The organism is Sphingobium phenoxybenzoativorans, assembly GCF_001757355.1.
Classification (GTDB): Bacteria; Pseudomonadota; Alphaproteobacteria; order Sphingomonadales; family Sphingomonadaceae; genus Sphingobium; species Sphingobium phenoxybenzoativorans.
Genome location: NZ_MINO01000003.1, coordinates 98234 through 119478, shown reverse-complemented (window position 1 = coordinate 119478; position 21245 = coordinate 98234). Strand labels below are relative to the sequence as shown.

The 21245-nt window shown below is 58.4% G+C and carries 15 protein-coding genes and 1 pseudogene; 11 read left to right on the top strand and 5 right to left on the bottom strand.

What is annotated here, in order from left to right; genetic code table 11:
• Positions 1–51 precede the first annotated feature (51 nt).
• Entirely contained in the window at positions 52–927 is an 876-nt protein-coding gene (gene ku / locus BHQ40_RS02975; protein WP_070152075.1) for a non-homologous end joining protein Ku, read from the top strand.
• Positions 927–3431 carry a DNA ligase D gene (ligD, locus tag BHQ40_RS02970; RefSeq protein ID WP_070152073.1) on the top strand — a complete coding sequence of 835 codons (2505 nt, stop codon included), beginning with the start codon at positions 927–929 and terminating at the stop codon, positions 3429–3431. The genes ku and ligD overlap by 1 nt, the downstream gene beginning before the upstream one ends.
• A gap of 199 nt (positions 3432–3630) precedes the next feature.
• On the opposite strand, the gene BHQ40_RS02965 is transcribed toward ligD, so the two are convergent.
• Positions 3631–4539 (bottom strand): efflux RND transporter permease subunit, encoded by a 909-nt coding sequence (locus BHQ40_RS02965; protein ID WP_070152071.1) that lies wholly within the window; start codon positions 4537–4539, stop codon positions 3631–3633.
• Positions 4539–5519 carry an efflux RND transporter periplasmic adaptor subunit gene (locus tag BHQ40_RS02960; RefSeq protein ID WP_070152069.1) on the bottom strand — a complete coding sequence of 327 codons (981 nt, stop codon included), beginning with the start codon at positions 5517–5519 and terminating at the stop codon, positions 4539–4541. Before BHQ40_RS02960 ends, BHQ40_RS02965 begins: the two co-directional genes overlap by 1 nt.
• 923 nt (positions 5520–6442) lie before the next feature.
• Between BHQ40_RS02960 and BHQ40_RS02955 the strand changes: the two genes are divergently transcribed.
• Together BHQ40_RS02955 and BHQ40_RS02950 are read left to right on the top strand one after the other, a co-directional pair.
• A complete protein-coding gene (locus BHQ40_RS02955; protein WP_070152066.1) occupies positions 6443–7729 on the top strand; it encodes a tyrosine-type recombinase/integrase in 1287 nt (428 codons plus the stop codon).
• 463 nt (positions 7730–8192) lie between these two features.
• A complete protein-coding gene (locus BHQ40_RS02950) occupies positions 8193–8615 on the top strand; it encodes a VOC family protein (protein ID WP_070152062.1) in 423 nt (140 codons plus the stop codon).
• 251 nt (positions 8616–8866) lie between these two features.
• Here the strand turns inward: BHQ40_RS02950 and BHQ40_RS02945 are convergent, their stop codons facing one another.
• The 3 genes from BHQ40_RS02945 to BHQ40_RS02935 form a co-directional block, all read right to left on the bottom strand.
• Positions 8867–9445 carry a M23 family metallopeptidase gene (locus BHQ40_RS02945; protein ID WP_354320704.1) on the bottom strand — a complete coding sequence of 193 codons (579 nt, stop codon included), beginning with the start codon at positions 9443–9445 and terminating at the stop codon, positions 8867–8869.
• A gap of 4 nt (positions 9446–9449) precedes the next feature.
• Complete coding sequence (locus BHQ40_RS02940; RefSeq protein ID WP_070152057.1) at positions 9450–10532, bottom strand: L,D-transpeptidase family protein; 1083 nt, start codon at positions 10530–10532, stop codon at positions 9450–9452.
• A 72-nt stretch (positions 10533–10604) separates the two neighbouring features.
• Complete coding sequence (locus BHQ40_RS02935; protein WP_070152054.1) at positions 10605–11297, bottom strand: murein L,D-transpeptidase catalytic domain family protein; 693 nt, start codon at positions 11295–11297, stop codon at positions 10605–10607.
• A gap of 740 nt (positions 11298–12037) precedes the next feature.
• On the opposite strand from BHQ40_RS02935, the gene BHQ40_RS02930 reads away from it, so the two are divergent.
• The 7 genes and pseudogenes from BHQ40_RS02930 to BHQ40_RS02905 all read left to right on the top strand — a co-directional run bounded on the left by BHQ40_RS02930 (position 12038) and on the right by BHQ40_RS02905 (position 21195).
• The gene (locus BHQ40_RS02930) at positions 12038–12322 is read left to right on the top strand and encodes a hypothetical protein (protein ID WP_070152051.1); all 285 of its coding nucleotides are present in this window, start codon (positions 12038–12040) and stop codon (positions 12320–12322) included.
• A gap of 283 nt (positions 12323–12605) precedes the next feature.
• Positions 12606–12983 carry a hypothetical protein gene (locus tag BHQ40_RS02925; protein ID WP_139139157.1) on the top strand — a complete coding sequence of 126 codons (378 nt, stop codon included), beginning with the start codon at positions 12606–12608 and terminating at the stop codon, positions 12981–12983.
• 1843 nt (positions 12984–14826) lie between these two features.
• Positions 14827–15414 (top strand): RNA polymerase sigma factor, encoded by a 588-nt coding sequence (locus BHQ40_RS02920; RefSeq protein WP_070152045.1) that lies wholly within the window; start codon positions 14827–14829, stop codon positions 15412–15414.
• A pseudogene (locus BHQ40_RS26920) lies at positions 15414–15560 on the top strand (FecR/PupR family sigma factor regulator); the annotation flags it as partial. The gene BHQ40_RS02920 and the pseudogene BHQ40_RS26920, both read left to right, overlap by 1 nt.
• A 210-nt stretch (positions 15561–15770) precedes the next feature.
• Positions 15771–16397: a FecR family protein gene (locus tag BHQ40_RS26645; protein ID WP_253183233.1), complete on the top strand. Its 627-nt coding sequence runs from the start codon at positions 15771–15773 to the stop codon at positions 16395–16397.
• A gap of 98 nt (positions 16398–16495) precedes the next feature.
• A complete protein-coding gene (locus tag BHQ40_RS02910; protein WP_070152038.1) occupies positions 16496–19072 on the top strand; it encodes a TonB-dependent receptor in 2577 nt (858 codons plus the stop codon).
• Positions 19066–21195, top strand: coding sequence for an Atxe2 family lasso peptide isopeptidase (locus tag BHQ40_RS02905; RefSeq protein ID WP_070152035.1), 2130 nt, complete (start codon positions 19066–19068; stop codon positions 21193–21195). The genes BHQ40_RS02910 and BHQ40_RS02905 overlap by 7 nt, the downstream gene beginning before the upstream one ends.
• The last annotated feature ends 50 nt before the right edge of the window (positions 21196–21245 follow it).

Here is a 21245-nt window from a genome sequence, read left to right as displayed (position 1 = left end):
CATTTCCGGAACCATCTTCGTTTCTGCACGCTCTGGTCCTGGAGGTGGCAGATGCCTGCACGCGCATATTGGCAAGGACAGATCAAGTTGGCGCTGGTTTCGATTCCGGTGGAGATATACCCCGCGACGAAGTCGGGTGCCGCGGTCAGTTTCCGGCAAATTCATGAGCCAACGGGCAAGCCGATTCATTATGAAAAGGTTGTGAGCGGCGTCGGTCCTGTCGACCGCGACGAGATATTCAAGGGCTTTGAACTGTCCAAAGGCAATTATGTCCTGTTGGAGCAGGACGAGATAGAAGCAGTGAAGATCGAGAGCCGCAAAACTCTCGATCTGGTTCAGTTTGTCGAGGCGGACGCGATCGACGTCCTCTATTATGAAAAGCCCTATTTCGTGATCCCCGCTGATGATTTGGCGGAGGAGGCCTATGCTGTGTTGCGCGACGCTTTGCGCCAGACGAAAAAGGTTGGTCTTGGCCAATTGTCCGTTCGCGGTCGTGAGCAGTTGGTCTCGCTTAAACCCTGTGGGCGCGGACTTGTGCTGGAAGTGCTGCGCTATGCCGATGAGGTGACAAAAGCACAGACCTATTTCCGGGGCTTGCCTGACGATGTAGCGGACGAGGATATGCTGGACCTTGCGGTCAGCATCATCGACAAGCGCACCGCGCCCTTCAAGCCGGAAGAGTTCCATGACCGCTATGTCGATGCGCTTCATCGCCTGATCGACAAGAAGAAAAAGGCGAAGGGCAAGCGCATCATCGAGGAGGTTGATGACGCGCCTATTGGGCGCAAGGGCGGCAATGTCATTGACCTGATGGCGGCGCTCAAGAAGTCGGCGGGCGCAGGCGGACGTAAGACCTCTGCTACGCCAAAAGCTCCGGTGAGTAAGGGCGCGCCCAAAAAGGCTGCGTCAAAACGCAAGAGCGCGTGATGACGACAGCCGATCCTCTCGCCCATTACAATGCCAAGCGCGATTTCAAGCGGACACGCGAACCCAAGGGAAAGGTCGCGAAGACAGGCGGCAACAGCTTCGTCGTGCAGAAACATGCAGCCACCCGATTACACTGGGATTTCCGGCTGGAGATTGATGGCGTCCTCAAAAGTTGGGCTGTCACCAAAGGGCCGAGCCTTGACCCGGCCGACAAGCGCTTGGCGGTCAGGACCGAGGATCATCCACTCGACTATGGTAGTTTTGAGGGCAATATCCCCAAGGGCGAATATGGCGGCGGCAGTGTGATGCTGTGGGATCGCGGTACCTGGGCCCCTATTCCGGGTAAGAGCGCCAATGACCTGAAGGCGGGCCATCTCCATTTTATCCTGCGTGGTGACCGGATGAAAGGGGAGTGGCTGCTTGTTCGGATGAAGGGCCGTGCCGGCGAGAAGCGCGAGAACTGGCTGCTGCGCAAGATCGACGATGAATATGCCAGGGAGGATGTAGATTTGGTCAAGCGCGCGCTGACGAGCGTGCTGACCAATCGGTCGATGGCCGAGATCGAGGCAGACACGGGCGGCACGCAGTCGCTTAAAGGCGTCAAGGGCACAGCTTTCGCCGACAAGATGCAAGCAGCGAAATCTCACAACGCCCGGGTGCAAACAAAAGGCACGACCGCAAGCGCTGTCCTCCCTCGCTTCGTGAAACCACAGCTCGCGACATTGGTGGATGAAGCGCCGACCGGCAATGGCTGGCTGCACGAGATCAAATATGACGGTTACCGCGCCATGATTGCGGTCAAGGGCGGCACGGTGAAGCTGTTCACACGCAATGGTCTTGACTGGACCGACAAGTTTGGCCCGCTGGTCGAAGACATCGCCGCGCTCGATCTGCCGCCCGCGCTGATCGACGGGGAGATCGTGGCTTTTGGCGAAGACGGCAATCCCAGTTTCTCAGCGCTCCAGTCCGTGTTGAAACGCGGCCATGGCGCGCAGCGAGCCGACACGCCCTTCCACTTCTTTGCTTTTGATCTGCTTGCCCTCGACGGGATCGACCTCAAGCTGCTGACAACCATCGAACGCAAGGAACGGCTGGAGGCTCTGTTGGCTCAAGCAGAGCCGCCAATCCATGTCTCCGACTATCTGATTGGCGCGGGCGAGACGCTTTATCGTAAAATGTGTGAGGCCGGGCAGGAAGGCATCATTGCGAAGCGTATTGACGCCCCGTACCGCAGCGGTCGCACGCGCGATTGGGTGAAGGTCAAATGCACCCGGCGACAGGAATTCGTCGTAATCGGCTGGACGAAGAGCAGGGCTAGAGCCCGCGCCTTCTCTTCCTTGCTTCTGGCGCAATATGACGGACGCAAGCTGGTCTATAGGGGCAAAGTCGGCACCGGGTTCGATACGATGACCATAGAGGACCTCGCCCAAGCCATGGCGCCTCTCGCTATTGATGCAGCGCCAATCGAGATTCCCCGCGCGGAGACGCGCAATGCGCAATGGATCAAGCCCAAGCTCGTCGCTGAGGTCGCCTTTGCCGAATTTACCGGTGATGACCGTATCCGTCATGGCAGCTTTCTTGGCCTGCGCACGGACAAGTCCGCAAAATCCGTCAAACCGGAAAAGGCTGCTCCTGCTCCGCCCTCCCCAAGCGATGTGAAGATCAGCAACCGCGACCGCATTCTCTTTCCTGATAGCGGCCAGACCAAGGGCGATCTGGCTGACTATTATAACCGTATGGCGCCATTGATGCTGCCTTTTGTCGCGAACCGGCCAATCAGCCTTGTTCGCTGCCCACAGGGGCGTGCAAAGAAATGCTTCTTCCAGAAACATGACAGTGGCGCATTCGGCGATCATGTCCTGCATGTACCGATCCGCGAGAAGGGAGGTGGATCGGAAGACTATATCTACATCGAGGATGCCGACGGCCTTATTGCCTGCGTGCAGATGGGCACCATCGAATTTCACGGCTGGGCGAGCCGTGCTGATGCCGTCGAAAAGCCAGACCGCATGATCTTCGATCTGGATCCCGATGAGGGCATGGCGTTTGCAAAGGTCAGACAAGCCGCTTGTGATATCCGCGACCATCTCGCCGATATCGGCCTTGTCTCGTTTGCTATGCTCTCCGGTGGTAAGGGCGTGCACGTGGTCGTACCGCTCACATCTGGCCATGACTGGGAGACACATAAGGACTTCGCTTCGCGCTTCGCCCAGGCATTGAGCGCCGCCGAACCCGGCCGCTTCGTTGCGACCATGAGCAAGGCCAAACGCAAGGACCGAATCTTCATCGACTGGCTCCGTAATCAGCGCGGAAGTACGGCCATCCTACCTTATTCCGTCCGTGCACGAACCGGAGCACCCGTGGCAGTGCCGATCGAATGGGACGAACTTGACCAAATGAAGAATGCGCATCCGTTCGGTATTGCTGATGCAGACAAGCTTTTGGCGCGATCCAAACATCTCAAAGGCTGGGGCTTTGCCGCGCAAAAACTGCCTGAAATATGATCTCGCCCATTCCAATGTGACATGCCACCCTCATGCTGGTCGCCGACAGTTACGGGGAACCGCGCTCTTATGTGGCATCGGGTTTACAATGAGCATCTTCACTGTGTTTGCAGGAGCGATCGAACAGCCGCTGGCGATCATCGTCCGGCGTAACATAGCGAACATCTCGACGGTGTCATGGTGCAGCCGCGTCGACGGCTCACCGCGCAGGAGGGCGATGACCAGCCGCTCGCTTTTCATCATGCGACTGAGAGCAAGAAAGCGGCATGCGCGCCCGTCTTGCCAAGCGCGAGGGCGGTGGCGGCGCCGATGCCGCGGCTGGCGCCGGTGACGAGCGCGAGTTTATGGGCGCTTCGCCCGCCACCTTGACGATGGTCCGCGCCAGATCATCGGGCGTCTGGATCGCGCCGGGCTGCTGCACGGCCATGCGCTGGTTGGTGGTATCGACAAAGCCACCGCCGCCGACCATCACCGCGTCGCCTGCGGCCGCGCGCAGTTCGTTCAGCGTCACGCCTGCCGCGCGCAACTTGTCTGGGTCGACCAGCACCTGCAACTGACGATCGCGCATTCCCCACATTGCAACATTGGCGACGCCCGGAACCGCCATCAGGCGCGGGCGGATAGTCCAGCGCACCAGTTCGGACAATTGCGTCTGGTCCAGCTTCGCGGATGAGATGCCGATCTTCATCGCCCGGCTGGTCGATGACAGAGGGGGCAGCATCACCGGGGGCCGCGCGGCGGCGGGCAGGCGGCCCTGCACCTGCGCAACCCGTTCCTGAACCATCTGCCGCGCACGCATGACATCGGTGCCGCGATCGAGCAGAATGACCACCGAAGACAGGCCCAGCACGGACTTGGATCGCAGTGTCGCAAGGTGCGGGATGCCGTTTACCTGTGTCTCGATCGGCACGGTGATCAGGCTTTCGACTTCCTCGGTCGACAGGCCGGGCGCTTCGGTCTGGATTTCGACCATCGGCGGCGCGAATTCGGGAAAGACGTCTAATGGGACGCTCGTGGAAGCGCGCAGCCCCAGCACGACCAGAAGGGCGGCCATGGCCAACACCAGCACACGCTGGGTCAGCGCGGCGCGAACGAGCCATGCCAGCATCAATGCGCAACTCCGAATTCGGTGCCGAACAACTCCATTGCGCCCGTCGTGACGACGCGCATACCCGGCTCAAGCCCGCGGGATATGATCGCATCTCCTGCTCCGGCGGACGCGATTTCCACCCGCTGGCGGACATAGGTGTTCGGCGCGGTCTGGGCGTAGACCCATTCCCCGCCGTAAATGTCGCGCAATATCGCAGAGGAAGGCACCGCCAGTCCTTCCTCCATCCGTCCCAACGGAAGCTGGACGGCGGCTCTCTGGCCAACGCGCCACATTCGGTCCCGATTGTCGACCGCGTAATAAAGGTCCACCGTGCCTGCGACGGCATTGGCCGAAGGCGGTGCCTGAACCGGCCGCGCGTTACGGCCCGCGCCGGTTGCGCCGAGCGCCCGCACCATCGCGGGAGACGACCGGGCGATCTCTGCCACGTCCGTTCCCGACACGGATACCCGCACCCAAAGGGTCGATTGGCTCCCCAGTTTGGATACAGAAGGCCCGAGCAAGCGCCGCTGCTCAACAGCAACATCGGCTTGCGCCTGTGCGCCGGCGAGCGCTGCCGCCGCCTCGTCGCGCGCACGGACGCTCCCGGCCTCCTCGGCCACCAACAGGCTTGCCCGGTCGAGCGCAATGCGAGCAAGCCTTGCCTGTGCACGGATCCGTTCAACCTCACCATCGGCGGCGGCCTGTGCCAAGCCGATCTGCGCCAGATTGCTCAGCGATCCGGTCGGCACGCCACCCGCGCCATTGAGCACGACGATCTCGCCACTCGTCTCGCGTTTCAGGCCCGCCTGTCCGGTTCCGACCGTTACTGTGGCTATGCCCAGGCGTTTGACAGCCTGCGGCGTCAGCGTGAGTTTCAGCAATTCCGCTTCATGTGCGATCGTTTCCGACTTGGCGGGCGGCGACGCGACAGGCGTCTTGGCCTTTTCGCCGCACGCGGGAAGCAGCAGGAGGATACAGAGGAATCTGGTGCGGTGCATGGAGACTCGCCATCAATGAATTTGGCAATGTCTCTAATGGTGCGCGGTGGAACCCTGCTCTCCGCAACTATACCATTTGTCCATGTGCGCAGGCGGGCTTTGATCGCTCGATTTTGTGGCACTTGATTGAGTAGCAGTCGCATGAATGTCGGCAATTGCATATGTTGATGGTTGAAGAGCTGCCGGTCCGCTCTTGGATGTCGGAAATTTGTCACTGGCCGTCTGCAAACGGTCGATTTGGCCGGGGTCGGCTGCCGCGGATGAGGCAGAACAGCCGTTTGGGGCGCTGTCTTTGCCTTTTAGCTGAGGTTTGCGCGAAGGAGCGGCTAGAAACAGATCTGCGGTATGTCCCTGAGCGTGGCTATTGAGGGACGCTTCTTTCCTAGATCGCCATGGGGGCATGTGTTGTTTCCTGAAGTGCGGCGGCATTGCTGGCGGTGGCAATCTTCGCACTGTCAATCGTTGACGGGCCCTGAGTTGTACCGGCTGGTTTGGCAGATAAGCGAGACTGGGGCGAATGCCTGTCATCCGAGTAATTGTTTTGGCATCATAACGGCCAAAACAAGCCTTTTTCGTTTCGGTTCTCGACCTTACGACGATGTAAAATATGCACTCTTATCGAGCGCATTCGAAGCCGTTCGCCGAAATTTATCGATGGGCTATTGATGATAGCATTTTTGATGCCTGCTAACCCATTGAAATATGGTGACCCCTACGGGAATCGAACCCGTGTTTCAGCCGTGAAAGCGCTCGTGATTTCGGAATGCTGTACGCAATAGCACGCAATAGAATGGTCCATAATAGATTGAAAATACTGGATTTTTATAAATTTCGTTCTGTTGCGATTTCCCAAGTCCTGATATGGATATTGATGATCTATTGATGACGTTTTTCGAATTTCTGGTGAGGGCAAATTCTAGAAGATGGCACGTCTTGGTAAGGAAGAGCGCATTGATCAGAGGGCTTCTCGCCTGCGATTGAAGCCACGCCATCTGCCTTACTGGCGCACAGTTAGCGAAGGGCTTCATATCGGGTATTACCGTGGAAAGAGAGAGGGCAGCTGGTTCGCGCGGTATAGGCCTGCCGGATCAAGCCGTGACTATGTCAAGACGAAGCTCGGCAAATGTGATGATCTGATCGATGCCGACGGCGAAGGCATCCTTGACTGGAAGCAGGCTCTGGCGGAGTGCAACAAGTGGATTGATGGTCTGCATGGGGATGATGAGCAGCCAAAGGATTTGCACCTTACAATCCGCGACGTTGTCGTAGCGCATATCGCAGATCGTGATGCGAGAGATAGCGAGAAGGCACGGCGCCCCATTCGGTCTACCGCATCCTCCAAGCTAAAGCCACATGTCCTGAATGACGAGGTTTTAAGCCGGATTTTGCTGGTAGAGCTCAATGAAAGCGACCTGCGAAACTGGCAACGTCGGCTCGTTCAGCTCAAGGGCAGCAGCAAGCAGCGCGTGATGGCCGAACTCAAGGCGGCATTGAATTCCGTTTATGAGGAGAAGCGTCGCGCGTTGCCGCCGGACTTTGCGATCCGGATAAAGCATGGCCTCAAGCCCGTTTTCGCCGAAGCTTCCCAGAGTGAGAGTGTCGCCCGTGAAGGTCAGGTGCTTGATGACGACATGGTCCGCAAAATCGTCAAGACAGCCAAAGCCAAAGATGCGGATGGCGACTTCGCGATGGTGGTCATGCTAATGGCAGCTACGGGTGCCCGTTTTGCACAGCTTGTCCGCATGCGGGTCGCCGATGTGCAGTTGGATCAGAACCGCTTGCTGGTGCCTGCATCGCGAAAAGGGAAGGGCAAAGCTAAATCCGCGATCAGAGTGGCAGTGAGCAAAGACGTGGTAGACGCGTTGCGGATTTACTGTGCGGATCGTCTGGCCGGGGACATCCTTCTTGAGCGCTGGCATCATCGGCAGACCGGGCCAATTGCGTGGGAAAGGATAAACCGGCAGCCTTGGAAGACGCCGTCAGAAATGCGTCGCCTGTGGAAGAAGTTGGTGGATGAGCTCAAAATCCCGGATGTCGTCCCTTACGCGCTGCGACATTCCTCAATCGTCCGGGCTATCAAAGCCGGGCTGCCGATCCGGCTGGTGGCAGCAACACATGATACGTCGGTAGCTATGATTGAACGGCACTATGCCCGCTGGATCACTGACGATCTCGACGAACTGTCGGCGCGGGCGGTCATCGCGCTATAGAAAAAGGCCTTATCATGCCGATACCGCTTTTCGATGCCATAATATCTACAACCTTCAACAATGTCGCCCAGATAGAAGCTGGCCGAAAAGGTGTAACACTGTCTCGCCCAAGGGTCGGGGGCGATGCTTACTATGCTTCAAGTTGGAGCCCGAAAGCGGGGACAGTTGGCCGGGCTCTGCTAACTCAAAACGGCCTGCGGCAACGACATTTATTAGACTTTGATCGACAGATTCCAGGGGACCGGTTCAGCCGTGACAGGAGGGATCGTGCTTGGGCAAAGACCGGAATTGCCAATTTCCGATTGCGGCAATGCGCCCAGATAGCCGCATCTGCCGCGTCGAAAAAGGCACATGGGTGTTAGTCCCATGATCGAGAAAGCGAGACTGCCCTTCGTCACGGCGCTGAGTCCCACGGCCTGTAACGCTCGATCATTCCGTTCGAGCCATTAAAGGACGCGTGAACATGCAACAGCAAATCTCTGTCATCACCTTGGGTATCGACGATCTCGCACGATCGAAGCGCTTTTATTCAGAGGGATTTGGGTGGGCTCCTGTGTTCGAGAATGCGGAAATCGCATTCTATCAGATGAACGGTTTTGTGCTGGGGACGTGGCTTCGTCCGGAGCTGGAAAAGGACATGATGCCAAACAGTCTCATGCGGCCAGGCGCTTTTGCTCTGGCTCATAATGTTGGCGCGCGGGAGGATGTATTCGCTGTCATATCTGCCTTGGAAAGCGCCGGTGGCAGGGTCCTGCGTCCGGCCGATGCGCCCGATCATGGTGGTTTTCGCGGCTATGTCGCCGATCCTGACAACAATGCCTGGGAAATCGCATGGAACCCGGCCTGGTCGATCGATGCGCGGGGGCTCGTCACTTTTGGCCTCTAGCGGAATGTGCACAAAGCGGTCGCGCAGGCGAGGCCGCTCCGCCATCCTGCAGGCTCGAACACCGGCCGCTTGTGGGACAGATGACAGAATGAGCCCCGACGTCGCGGGTCTGTTCGGTTCACTTCGAGGATGAAGCGCCTCGACACGCGCGCGAGGCTTCAGGCTGAGCCGCAGGCCATGGCCGGGTAGCTCGGACTGGCGAATGTTTTTCGGCCGGAAAAGCACTGCCGCTGTTTTGGCCAAGAACCGGCCTATCGTATAAGCAACGGGTAGGGATTGACCGGCTCTCCCTCAAACCATCGCTGCCGTGGAAGCATGCGATTGACGGCGAAGTGCAGATGCGGAGCGCTTGCGAGCGCGTTGCCCGTCGCGCCGACCGTGCCGATGGGATCGCCGGAATGGATGCGCTGCCCTTCTTTCAGCGCCGGATCGTAGCGATCCAGATGGGCATAGTAATAGGTCCACCGCCGGTCCGGCGAGCGCACATAAACAGTGTTTCCGCCCTTGGCGCTGACAAACAGCTTCTCGACGACTCCATCGGCGGCTGCCACGACCGGCGTACCGCGCGCCGCCAAGATGTCGATCGCATCGTGAACCCGCTGCCCCACTTCGCGGCTCTGGCCAAACGTGTCGACCAACTGCGCGCGTTGAACGCCAGCGACCGGGATATGGAGGTTGGAAACAGAGTCTGCATGTTGTTCGCGGCTGCCGTCCGCAATCGTAGAGGGTGCTTCGGGCGCGTCGGCTGGACCGATCACCACGCAATAGCGCAGCATCAATACCCCGATCCCCAAGAGCAGCATGAGGAGGATCCAGCGACGCGCGCTCAATGGCTCATTTCTGGAACACCGCCGGCGTTCCGACCTTAACCATTTGCGCCAGGCGGGCTGCATCCCAATTGGTGAGGCGCACGCAGCCATGGCTTTCCGCCCTGCCGATGGTCTGCGGCTCACTGGTGCCATGGATGCCGTAATGCGGTTTCGAGAGGTCGATCCATGCGACACCCACTGGTCCATTTGGACCGGGTTTTAGCATGACATCGTCCTTTGCGTTGCTGACATCCCAGAAGAGTTTGGGATTATAATGAAAGTCGGGATTGCGGCTGACGCCCTGGATTTTCCATGTTCCGATCGGCAGTGGGTCGTGGCTGCTCCCCATGGTTGCGGGAAACTGGGCGATGAGTTTTCCCGTTTCGTCGAAGGCGCGCAGCACGCCATCCGATTTGTCGACGATCACTTTTGCCGCCTGCGGCTGGTCGGGAGCAACAGCCAATAATTGCAATGTGCGGTTCCATCCGCGCTCATCCTTGCCGAGTGTCTTGGGATCGACATCGCGTACATTGGGCACGGTAATCACCGTACCCGCGGCGAAGGTCACATTCGGGTTCAGTTTGGCAAGCAATTCGGGCGTTGTATGGAAGCGTTCGGCGAGCGCTTCGGTGAGATCGCGATATCCGAGAAATGCCAGCTTCGCCTGCTGCTCGGCATCGCCCGGAAAATTCGGGACGAACGGGCCTTTGGCGAATGCCGCAGGTATCGCCGTTCTGCGCAGTGCGGGAATATCGCGCCAGCGCGCGAGCGCTTTCTTTGTTGCATCGTCGAGCGCTCCGGTTTCTGGCAGCCCTAGGGCCTGCTGGAAGCCGCGAAGCGCAAGCTTGAGCGACTGCCCGTCCTGCCCATCGATGACGCCTGGCGAGAAGCGCAACTGGTCGAGCACCAACTGGACTTTGAGGAGCGGCATGTCCGCCGGTGTGGCTGCCGGCTGGGCGTCGGAAAAACTCAATGACTGATTGTTGTTGGCGGGGGCTGCCTTGGCTTCCTTGCCTTTGGCTTCATTGGTCGCCGCTTCGTCCGAGACAATATGGCAGCCGGCGAGCAGCACGACGCCGGCGAGGAAGGGATAGAATTTCAAAGACATGCTCCTCTCGACTTATCCGACAGGAAACGTGCTTAGAGCCAAAAGGCTGCGAGAAGGGTGAGGGCGGGTCGATCAGGCCTTAGCGGCAAAGAGAAGACGGCCCTTACCGAGATGATCGAAGAGCGGCGCTAGATCCTTTTCTCCAACCGCGAAGCATCCCTGACTGCGCCCGAGCTTACCGTGGGTCGCGATCATGTCCGCGTTTGCATACCAGGCGCCATGAATGACGATGGCCCGATCAAAGGCATTGCTATTGGTCGGATCAAGGCCGACCAGACGCTGCGACGCCCCATGTTTCCCAACATAATAGTCGGATGTCGCGAAAGCCCCGCGCGAAGAGGCGTTGGAATCAAACGCATTGGAGAAGCGCTTGAGCCATCCGGTATGATCAGGGTCCGAACCGCTGCCATGCGCGACAAACAGGTTTTGGACGCGGCCGTCGCTCAGATTAACGATGTGGAGCCGAGATTTGCTGGATGCGAGGCTGAAATCTGCGATCGCGATCCGATCATGCCTTTTGATCGCAGCGCCATGTTGGTCCAGCGCGATCATGGCTGCCGCAAACAATTCCGGCCGAACCCCGGCGGGGGCCGTGATCTTCGCTGAGCCCAACGTCGCGCGCAGGCGCGGCTTCACTCGCTGCGACATGGCAGGGAGCGAGGATGGAACCATTAAGGTTGCGGCTGTCGCGACCCCGAAACCGATCAGGCTTCGACGGCTGACAGAGGCGATCGCGCTATCGCGATCATCAGCTTTCTCTTGCATGTGCAGGGCTTTAGCAGATTATTCTAGACAGAGCATGAATAAATTTCTGGGCATCGCGATGGCTGCGCTTTTCGGCTTCGCAGCAGTTATTGCCTGCCCATGGTGCGGGTCAGCGCGCACGCTCAGAACGTCTTGGTCTCATGTCCTCCGGTGACTGCTTCATCCGCTATGTACCCTGTTGTCTGGGTGCGCAAGAAGGTCAAAGATCTCAGAGATGCTCTGAATTTCTATGACAAAAGTCACAACTGACTTGCATCCGGACCTTAATCTAGTTGTATCAGCCAAGCTTTGACTCAATTGCTTTTGAAAGTCATGATCCTGCCCATCGACCCGATACGCACGAGCAAAGAGTCGACCGACAGTAAATGGAATGCTGCCGCTTGATGAGGGAGCTTTGTCATGACTTCCAATGATCGCGAATATTATTCCAAGCGCCGCGCACAGTGTTTGGCTCGCGCAGAAAATTGTGTCGATCCTTATATCGCGAAAATCCACCGGGCATTGGCAGACCATTATGCGACTGTTTTGAAGACCGGAAACAATAGCGCTCGCGACCCTCGAAGTGTCCATTGATGGGCGACGTTGGCGCGGTGGAAATAGGGATCGCCGCAGCGGTGGTTGGCTCGGCTTACCCCGTGGCATGGCTTGGTACCAAGCTGCGACAACTCCGGGCGGCGCTTCGTTTTGAGGATCAGAGCACGAACTAAACCCAGCGGCGTCGGCAGTCATGCATATATTCGATGATGGAGGGTATTGTGACGATACCTTGGCGCGCGGCTGCGGCGTTGCAGTGGCGAATGGACCCACATGTTTATTTTGGTTCGCTGGATCAGTGCTGCGTGAAACTTGAAGCTGTCGGTAATCAGGAGCGCGATGGCGCCCGGATTATTTGCAATTCCGCCATTAAGATTGGTGGGGAGAGCTGGGCCTCTCATAATGTGTCGGGACCGAGGTTGCAGCTGCTCATAGACACACATCAGCGCCGTCTGCAACTGATCGAGATGGAAAAGGCCGTCGACCAGTGATGGAGGACATCGGCTTTCTCAAGGCGATCGTTCGCGAGATCATAAACGCAGCCCTGTCGCCTTCTGCCCAACTGTGCTGTCGTTTCAACAGGAGCATGGGCTAGTTGGCCAGCGATCAAAAAGCCCCGCACCATTCAAAACCGCAGAGCAGGGGGCGGCTGCGTGAAATCCGTAGAAATAGCGCCACCGGCAGCGATTGGCTCTTTTCGAGGTTCATATAGCCAGCCGGTTCAAATCCTCTCCCGGTGTGTTAAGGTGGGTCAGGGACAAGGGGCGGCAGAATATGATCAGCCGAGACTATAGCGATGAAGACGGGATCATACTGGTAACTGCCGCTGGCGCATGGAGCGAGCAGGACGTCGATCAACATTATGAGGCGTTACGACTGGAGATCGCCGCTCGCCGCGAAACAGGCCTTCCCATTTTGTTGCTGTCCGATGTGACGCAGGCTAAGCGGCAGGCGCCTGCGGTCGAGCGGCGAACGATGTGGCAAATTGAACAGACGTTCGCACCCGGAGATCGTTTAGCTGTGCTTGTTACAGACGCAGATGACAAGGCGCATGTCCGTGGATTGTTGGGAAAGGCGGACATGGCCGCTTTCAGCTCAAAAATCGCCGCGCAGATGTGGCTGCTATATGAAGGGTTGGAAGCGCCACGCTGAATTGCGATGCTGGGCGTCCAATGATGGCGATCAGGCCGAATTACGCTATTGTGAAGTTGGCTTGCAATTCGGGCCAAAAGTCGTTCGCTACCTCAAAGACAGCACCGATCCGTTGGGGCAGTTCCCCATCATCATTTGCAGGCCCGCTTCGGCTTCGATGAGTCGATAGGCATGCTTGGGTAATCGGAGGATTGCGGCATCCAACGGTCCGTCACCTTCACGGATTGCCTTGGACCATAGTCTGCGGGGAACGCGCAATTCGATGGGTACGCATCCCACAACCGCCGAAAATGTCACCTCGCAATCGGTGGCGGCTTGGCCGCGGAAGCGTTGGATGGTTACTATATTGTTAGCCATATGCGCACTACGCGCGAGCGGCGAAATCGTTCACATGCCCAAATAGCCCGGATCTGTGAGAAGCGGGCCAAGTGGAGGAAATGCGCGGATTTGACTGAGCCTATACAGCGTTGCTGCGCGAGGATTGACACCAAACCGGCTTATTTTCGCCATCGCAGTCGCGGCCACCCTCATCTTTTGGCGGGGATCCACAACGCCTGATCCGCGGCGGCTCCGATTTCGCAGTTAAATGGCCGTTAGGCTGCGCATTTGTTGGAATTACAAGCCGAATTGAAGGTGATTGCAGTCTTTGCAATCTGCAGGCGGCTTTAAAGCGATATTGTCGGCCAAGGGGGGGATCGCGGAGATATCTATGCATGAAGACAAGCTGAAACAGTGGCGCTACATCCAAGCACTGGAGCATATCCGCCGCCGAATGGTTCAGGAAAGGACTGAAAAAGTCGATGCTGCCTGGGACTATGGAGTCGCTGGGTCAAGTGCAGCGGCCGGAACTACCCTTTCAGCGAGGTCATCTAGGCTCGATGCTTGCTGAAGCCTCTGCCCTGAGTGCTTTGGCTGTGTAAAGTCGGACCGATTTATAGTGTATTTTCGCGACTTTTATCGTCGCGGCGCTTTTTGCCAATCTCACCTGCTCCCGTGCCCGAATAGAAAAGTAACGAAAATCGTCAACATTCATATCGGCATTCTCGTTGAATTGCGGCCGAAATTCACCATCGGCTGAGACCGGTCACATTCGTATATCTCTCCGTTCTCGCTGGCGATTATCTAACTGGAGGTGACCTCTCCAGATATTCTATCAGAGTACGGTAATTTGCTATGTGCCGTGCATCTCCAAAGCTATGGAGTGCTCAGCGGGAATATCCAACTGCCAACGGACATCAGTGGATATGAGTGAGCGGGGATGAAGCAAGGATGCTTGGCCCTGTTGCATGGATGTGCGGTCTCATGCAGTTAAAATATTCGGAAACGCGGCGAATTTTGCGCAAAAGAGCTGCGCTGCCTGTTTACCGCATCGGTAGTTGTGTGCGACGTCGATGCCACGCTGCCGTGCTGATCGAAACTGTATAGCGCATTATTCAAAATTTTCCCGGTTTGCAGAAATACTCGCCCAACATCGACGTTGGAACTCGAATTCTCTCATTTTGGCAAAAGGCACATAATTGGCCCGAAATGGTTGTAATACTGCCCCTATCTTATGGTCTTGCTATTTCTTTTATCCCTATTACTTTGGCTGGGCGTCGCAGCTTTGCGGCGTCGAGGGTTGAGCACCTCGTTTGAGAAAATTGGATCCGACAGATAGTGGCCGGGTGGCCGATGCGCATGTCCAGGCTGCTTGCAGCTAAAGGCATTGGCCATGTTCTCAAGCATGCTCAACACCCGGCTTGGGCCGGAAGCCTCGATATTTTGGCGAGGCAGGCATGTTCGATCCAATATTCAATTTTTGCACCTACCCATATGCCGATCAGCGATCGCACCGAGGCGTCGGATGCGCCTGAATTTCGGAGATTTGGGCAATTATTCGCCAGAGCCGCTTGCCGAGGATAGTCCTTTACCGCCCGAAGACCGAGTAGTGCTGGGTTCTTTGGCTGCCTTGGAAGGCCTCTATCATGAAAAGGGGCCGAAGCTCCGCCGCTTTTTCGGGCGCCGGGTTGATCGTCAGGATACAAATGATCTTGTCCAGGAAAGCTTCGCGAGGATGGCATCCGCGGTCCGCAGGTCGAGCGCCGTCATCGAAAATCCGGAGGCCTATCTCCAGCAAATCGCAACAAATATCCTGCGCGATCGCGCCAACTCAGCTCTGCAGCGCTCGCTTTCATTGCATGTGCCGATTGATGAGACGGAAGTTGCCGCTCCCGACCCTATCGCTGCGCTTGAAGCGCGCGACACGCTTAACCGCCTGCAATCCGCGCTATTGCGGCTCAAGCCAAAGACGCGCGAGGTGTTTCTTGCGCACAGGGTTGACGGCCAAAGCTATCGGGATATCGCGGATCGGCAAGGTTTGAGCATGAAGGGGGTCGAGTGGCATATGCGCAAGGCGATCGCCCATCTCGACCGCGTCTTGAGGTCGCGCTAATGTCCGACCCACAAGGGTCTCCCCGCACTGATGCGATGATACGGGAGGAGGCTGTAGCATGGCTGGCGCTGTTGCGAACAAGCCCCGCTGCGCAGGAACAGGAGAAATTTACGCGCTGGTATACGGCCGATAGCCGGCACGCGGATATCTATGACGCGCTTTTGGACGGATGGGACGTCATGGCGCGGATGAAGCGCCCTGAAATCAATCGATCCGAAGCTCATGTTGGAGGCAATCCATCCGGGAGAGGGGGGAGCAAACTGCTGGCCCTCGCGGCGACTATTTGTCTGCTTTTGGCAGCGTTTGGATTCTATCGTGCCGGTTTCCTTGGGTTGGGATCTCCGCGACCTGCGGAAATGGCAAGCCAGGTTGGAGAAATCCGGACGTTCACATTGCCCGATGGTTCGAAGGTCATTTTGGATACAAACAGCCTTGTCGCCATCCAATATAGCGGATCGGCGCGGCGTCTTATCCTTGAGCGGGGCCGGGCGCGGTTCGACGTCGCGCATGATGCCGACCGGCCGTTCATCGTCGGCACCCGTGCTGGCGAGGTCATTGCCCATGGCACGGTTTTCGATGTGACGGTTGAGGGCCTGCGCACCTCGGTTGCGCTCCTGCGGGGTTCTATCGAAGTGCGGCATATCGGACGAGAGGGGAAGGGCCGATTCCTCAAGCCTGGTCAATGGACCGCTATCGCGCCTTCGGAGCCGGCGAAGCCGCCATTGTCATCCTCCGGAGAAGAAAGCCGCTGGCCGTCGGGCATGCTATCCTATGAAAATGCAAGGCTTTCCGACGTGATCGCAGACGCCAATCGTTATGCGCTGCATCCCATCCGTCTTGCCGATGCCTCGACCGGCGCGCTGCGCTTTACCGGCACGTTTAAGGCGCAGGACACGGCGCGCTTGGCGCGCCTCTTGGCGGAAAGCCTGTCCCTCACCCTGACACAGGATCCGGACGGGGGATTTGTCCTCGGCATGCGCTGAGCGAAAGATGAGAAAAAAGCGCCAGGGTAAATCGCCCCTGGCCTGTCCAACCCCTCAAGCGATGCCGCGTCGGCAAATCGCCAAAAGGGGAAAATTTTGTGAGCATCATCCGTAGCGCCGTTTTTGCGGCTTCCGTGTCAGTCGTGGCGATTGCCAATGTCGCGCTTGCTCCCAGCGCCATGGCGCAAACATCTGCCGAGCAGGATTATCGTCTGCCGGCCCAGCCGCTCGATGCATCCTTGCGCGCTGTGGCGCTGGCGTCAGGACGCAATATCGGCGCGCCGGCGCCGCTTATCACCGGGAAAGTTGCGCCTGAGCTCATCGGGCGCTTCACTCCCGAGGAAGCCGTTGCGCACCTGCTCAGAGGATCCGGGCTTCGGTCGCGCGTGGTCGATGGCGACCTTATCATCGCGCGCGATGTTCAATCACTTGGTGACGAGAGTGTCGGCGACCAGAGCGAGGCCATCATTGTCACCGGCAGCCGCATTCGTGGCGCGCGAATTGCTTCTCCCGTCATTCGCTTCGACCGCGAGGATCTTTTGCGGAGCGGTCAGACAAGCATGGCGCAGGTGGTCCAGAATTTGCCGCAGGCCTTTGGCGGCGGGCAGAATCCGGGGGTGGGCGCTAATGTTCCAGCCGCCAGCGGCATCAATGTCGGCGGCGCCACGACCATCAATCTGCGCGGGCTTGGCAGTGACGCAACGCTCACGCTGCTGAACGGTCGTCGCCTTGCCTATAATGGCTCGCGTCAGGGTATTGATGTATCTGCCATCCCGCTTGGCGCTGTTGATCGCCTGGAGGTCGTCGCAGATGGCGCATCGGCGCTTTACGGGTCCGATGCTGTCGCTGGCGTCGCCAACATCATCCTGCGACCCGACTTCGACGGCCTGCGCCTCGACGCGGAAGGCGCACTGGCCACGCAGGGCGACTGGTCCAACCAGCGCTATGGTCTTACCACCGGCACGCGATGGGCTTCGGGCGGCATCATCGCCTCCTATGAATTTGCGCGCAGCCCAGCGCTTCGCTCCAATGACCGCAGTTTCACCAGCGCCAATCCAGGGCTGACCATCTTTCCGCCGCTCAAGCGCCATGCGCTCGTTGTTTCCGGACATCAGGCGCTAAGCGACAGCCTCAATTTTGCTGTCGATCTGCTCTATAATCATCGCCGGTCGCAGATCGACTATCCGCTGAATAGCGAAGGCGATCTGGCGCTCAGCCATATCGAACAGCCCTCAACCAGCCGTTCCATCGCGATTGCGCCGAGCCTTAGCCTGACCCTGCCTGGCGATTGGAATGCCAGTCTATCCGGCGTCTATGGCAATGAGCGCTCATTCCTGCGTTCACGGGTCTTTGAAGGCGCCGAGCAAATCGCCACCCAATTTGTCTGCTATTGCAACAGTGGGCAGTCGGTCGAGCTGGGCGCCGATGGCGGTCTGTTTCGCTTGCCAGCCGGCAGGGTGCGCATCGCTATTGGCGCCGGCTATCGGCGCAATCTTCTCAATGCCGATCGCGGCGCCGACAATGTCGCCAGCGTGCGCCGGGATCAGGACAGCTATTATGGCTATGGCGAACTCAGCGTGCCGCTCGTCTCGCCGGACATGGAGCTTGGCCTCATCCATCGCCTCGATCTGAGCGGTGCCGTGCGATATGAGCGCTATCCCGGCATTGATAGCGTGGCCACGCCCAAATTCGGGATCATCTATGCGCCGTCGCGCGACGTTGATCTCAAGGCGAGCTGGGGCCGGTCCTTCCGTGCGCCATCGCTCCTGCAACAAAATCAGGTGCCGTCCGTCTCGCTCTATCCCGTAGCGAGCCTGGGCGGCACGGGTTACGCACCTGACGCGAGTGCGCTGCTCATATCCGGCGGCAATCCCGGCCTTACGCCAGAGCGCGCAGAGACATGGACAGCCTCGATCGATATCCATCCCGCGGTGATCGAGGGCACCCGCTTGCAGCGAAGCTATTTCCACACCCGCTATACTGACCGCATCGTCTCGCCCATCTCCTTCTCCACCCAATCGCTGTCCAATCCGATCTATGCCGGATTGGTAACGCTCAATCCGTCCCAAGCTATGGCTGCCGGAATCATCAATTCAGCGCTGCAATTTACAGATCTCACCGATGATGGCGCCGATCCGTCCAATGTCGTGGCGATCGTCGACAACCGTAACCGGAACAGCAGCCGCCAGACGATCAAGGGTGTGGACATTCTGTTGGACTACCGTTTCCCATTTCAGCAAGGGGAACTGACCGCAAGCGCCAATGTCAGCTATCTCCATGTCGTCCAGCAACTGATTGCAGGGCAGGCGGAAGCGCCTCGCACGGGCGTGCTGTTCACGCCGCCGCATTGGCGGGGCAGGGGATCGCTCAATTGGCGGCGCGGCTCGCTCAACCTCAATGGCGCGCTCAACTATATTGGCGGCGTCGATGACGATCGGGTTGGCGACGATGTCCGAGTCCGCGGCATGACGACGGTCGATCTCACCGCGCAAGTCCATCTCGATCAGCTTTGGGGGGCTGTGAAGAATATCGATCTCAGCCTGTCAGCACTCAATGCCTTCGATGCGAAGCCGCGGCGGATCGCCAATTATGACATGTATGACAGCACCTATGACTCCACCAACTATTCTCCCATCGGGAGGGTGTTGAGCCTCGGCATCAGCACCACATGGTGACCCGACAGCGCCATGCCGCCGGCCGCGCTCATCCCTTGCGCGCGATCGTCCTCCTGATGGCGATGGCCGGCTCCCAGCCGGCCATCGCACATTGTTCCGACCTGCTTCCGTCTCAAATCGCGGCCGTGGAGCATAAACGCTTGATCACGGCTGATGATCTGATTGGACTGCGGGATATCGGCGAGCCGGACCCGGCGCAGGTCGATCAGCCCAGTCCCCTGGCGCTGTCTCCGGATGGAAGGAGGATCGCCTTTCTCATCCGCAGGGCCGAGCCTGCCACAAACAGCTATTGTATCGGGCTTGTCGTAATGGGCCTTGATCGACGTAGCGATCCACGGCTGATCGATAGTGGGGGCGAACTGATGATCGCCACCACTGTCATGCGAGGCATGCGGATGCCGGTCGGCGTCGCAGAGCCGTCAATCCCACAATGGTCGCCAGATGGGCAATCCATCGCCTATCTTCGTCGGGATAAGGGCCGCACCCAACTTTGGCGCGCCCGACTTGATGGCTCCGGCGCGAAGGCAGTCACCGATGCCCCGGTGGATGTCGAGGCTTTTCTCTGGAGCAGGAATGGCCACAACCTCCTTTTTGCAACGCGCCCAGCTACCCGCGCCCTGGAATCCGCGATCGATAAGGAGGGAGAAGGAGGCTGGCATTATGACGGGCGAACAGCGCCCCATCTTGGCTTAAGACCGCAAATCGCTGGCGCTGTGCCATTGCAGATAGAGAGCATCGATCCGGATAGGGGTGGGGTTGGGCGTGCCAGTGCGGAGGAGACATCTTTCTTTGGAGCCTTCGGGCAGAGTAGCGATTTTCCCCAAGCAAGAATGCCCAATGGCAGGCGCGCCTGGGTCGAGCCTGAAGGCGATACGCCCCTTTCTCCCCTCAACCTCCATGCTCAGGACAGCGAGGGCAGAGATATCGTCTGTCGTGACAGCGCGTGCCAAGGCGGCATGATCGGGCTGTGGTGGGAGAAGGTTGGCGGCACGATCTTGTTTCTGCGTCGTGAAGGCTGGGCGCGGGACACTGTTGCGCTGTATCGCTGGACACCGGGCGGGCAGCCGCGCCTGCTGTTTCGGACGTCGGACCTGCTGACCGGCTGCGCGCTACGTGGCGACGCTTTGCTCTGCCTTCGGGAAAATAGCGTGACGCCGCGCCATATCGTTTCGGTCGACGTGAAAAATGGGAAATCGCGTACGCTTTTTGATCCCAATCCTGAATTTCGGGCCATAAGGCTGGGGTCTGTCGAGCGGCTCCGGTGGAAAAATGATCGCGGACTGGCGGCGCGCGGCGACCTCGTCCTGCCGCCTGGCCACAAAAAAGGAGAGCGGCTGCCGCTCATCATCGTCCAATATAATAGCAATGGCTTTCTGCGCGGCGGCACCGGCGACGAATATCCTGTCCATCTTTTCGCTGCCCAAGGATTTGCCGTCCTGAGTTTCGAGCGCCCTGCAAGTGCTGCGATCCTGGCGCCTGGGATCAAGAGCTGGGCTGATTTTGCGACGGCCAATCAGAAGGACTGGGCTGATCGGCGCAGCCTGCTTTCCGCGCTGACCGTCGGCGCGGAAATGGTGATCGCGCGCGGCATCGCCGACCCAGAAAGGATCGGCCTTACCGGTCTCAGCGATGGGGCCTCCTCCACCCGTTTCGCGCTCATCAACAGCAGGCTGTTCGCTGCCGCCGCGGTCAGTAGCTGCTGTACCGATACCCATACGGCGATGACCTATGCAGGTCTTGCTTTTGCTGATGACCAGCATGAGGCCGGAGCGCCTTTTGCATCGGAAGGGCGGGACGATTATTGGCGGCCCTATTCGCTTGCCCTCAACGCAAAGACCATGAACCGTCCCTTGCTCATGCAGTTGGCGAACGAGGAGGCATTGCTGGGCCTTGAAAGCTTCACCGCCCTCCATGAGCAGCAGCAGCCGGTAGATCTTTATATCTTTCCCGACGAACATCATATGAAATGGCAGCCTGCCCATCGCAAAGCCATTTATGTGCGCAATCTCGACTGGTTTTCCTTCTGGTTTCAGAAGCGGATCGATCCGGATCCTGCCAAGGCAGAGCAATATCAGCGCTGGATTCAAATGCGCGAGAAGCGGGATGAAACTGCTCAGCCCTAGTGAGGTCGCGCATTTCCTCCAGCCAGATTCCGGCAGCTATTTACCATGGT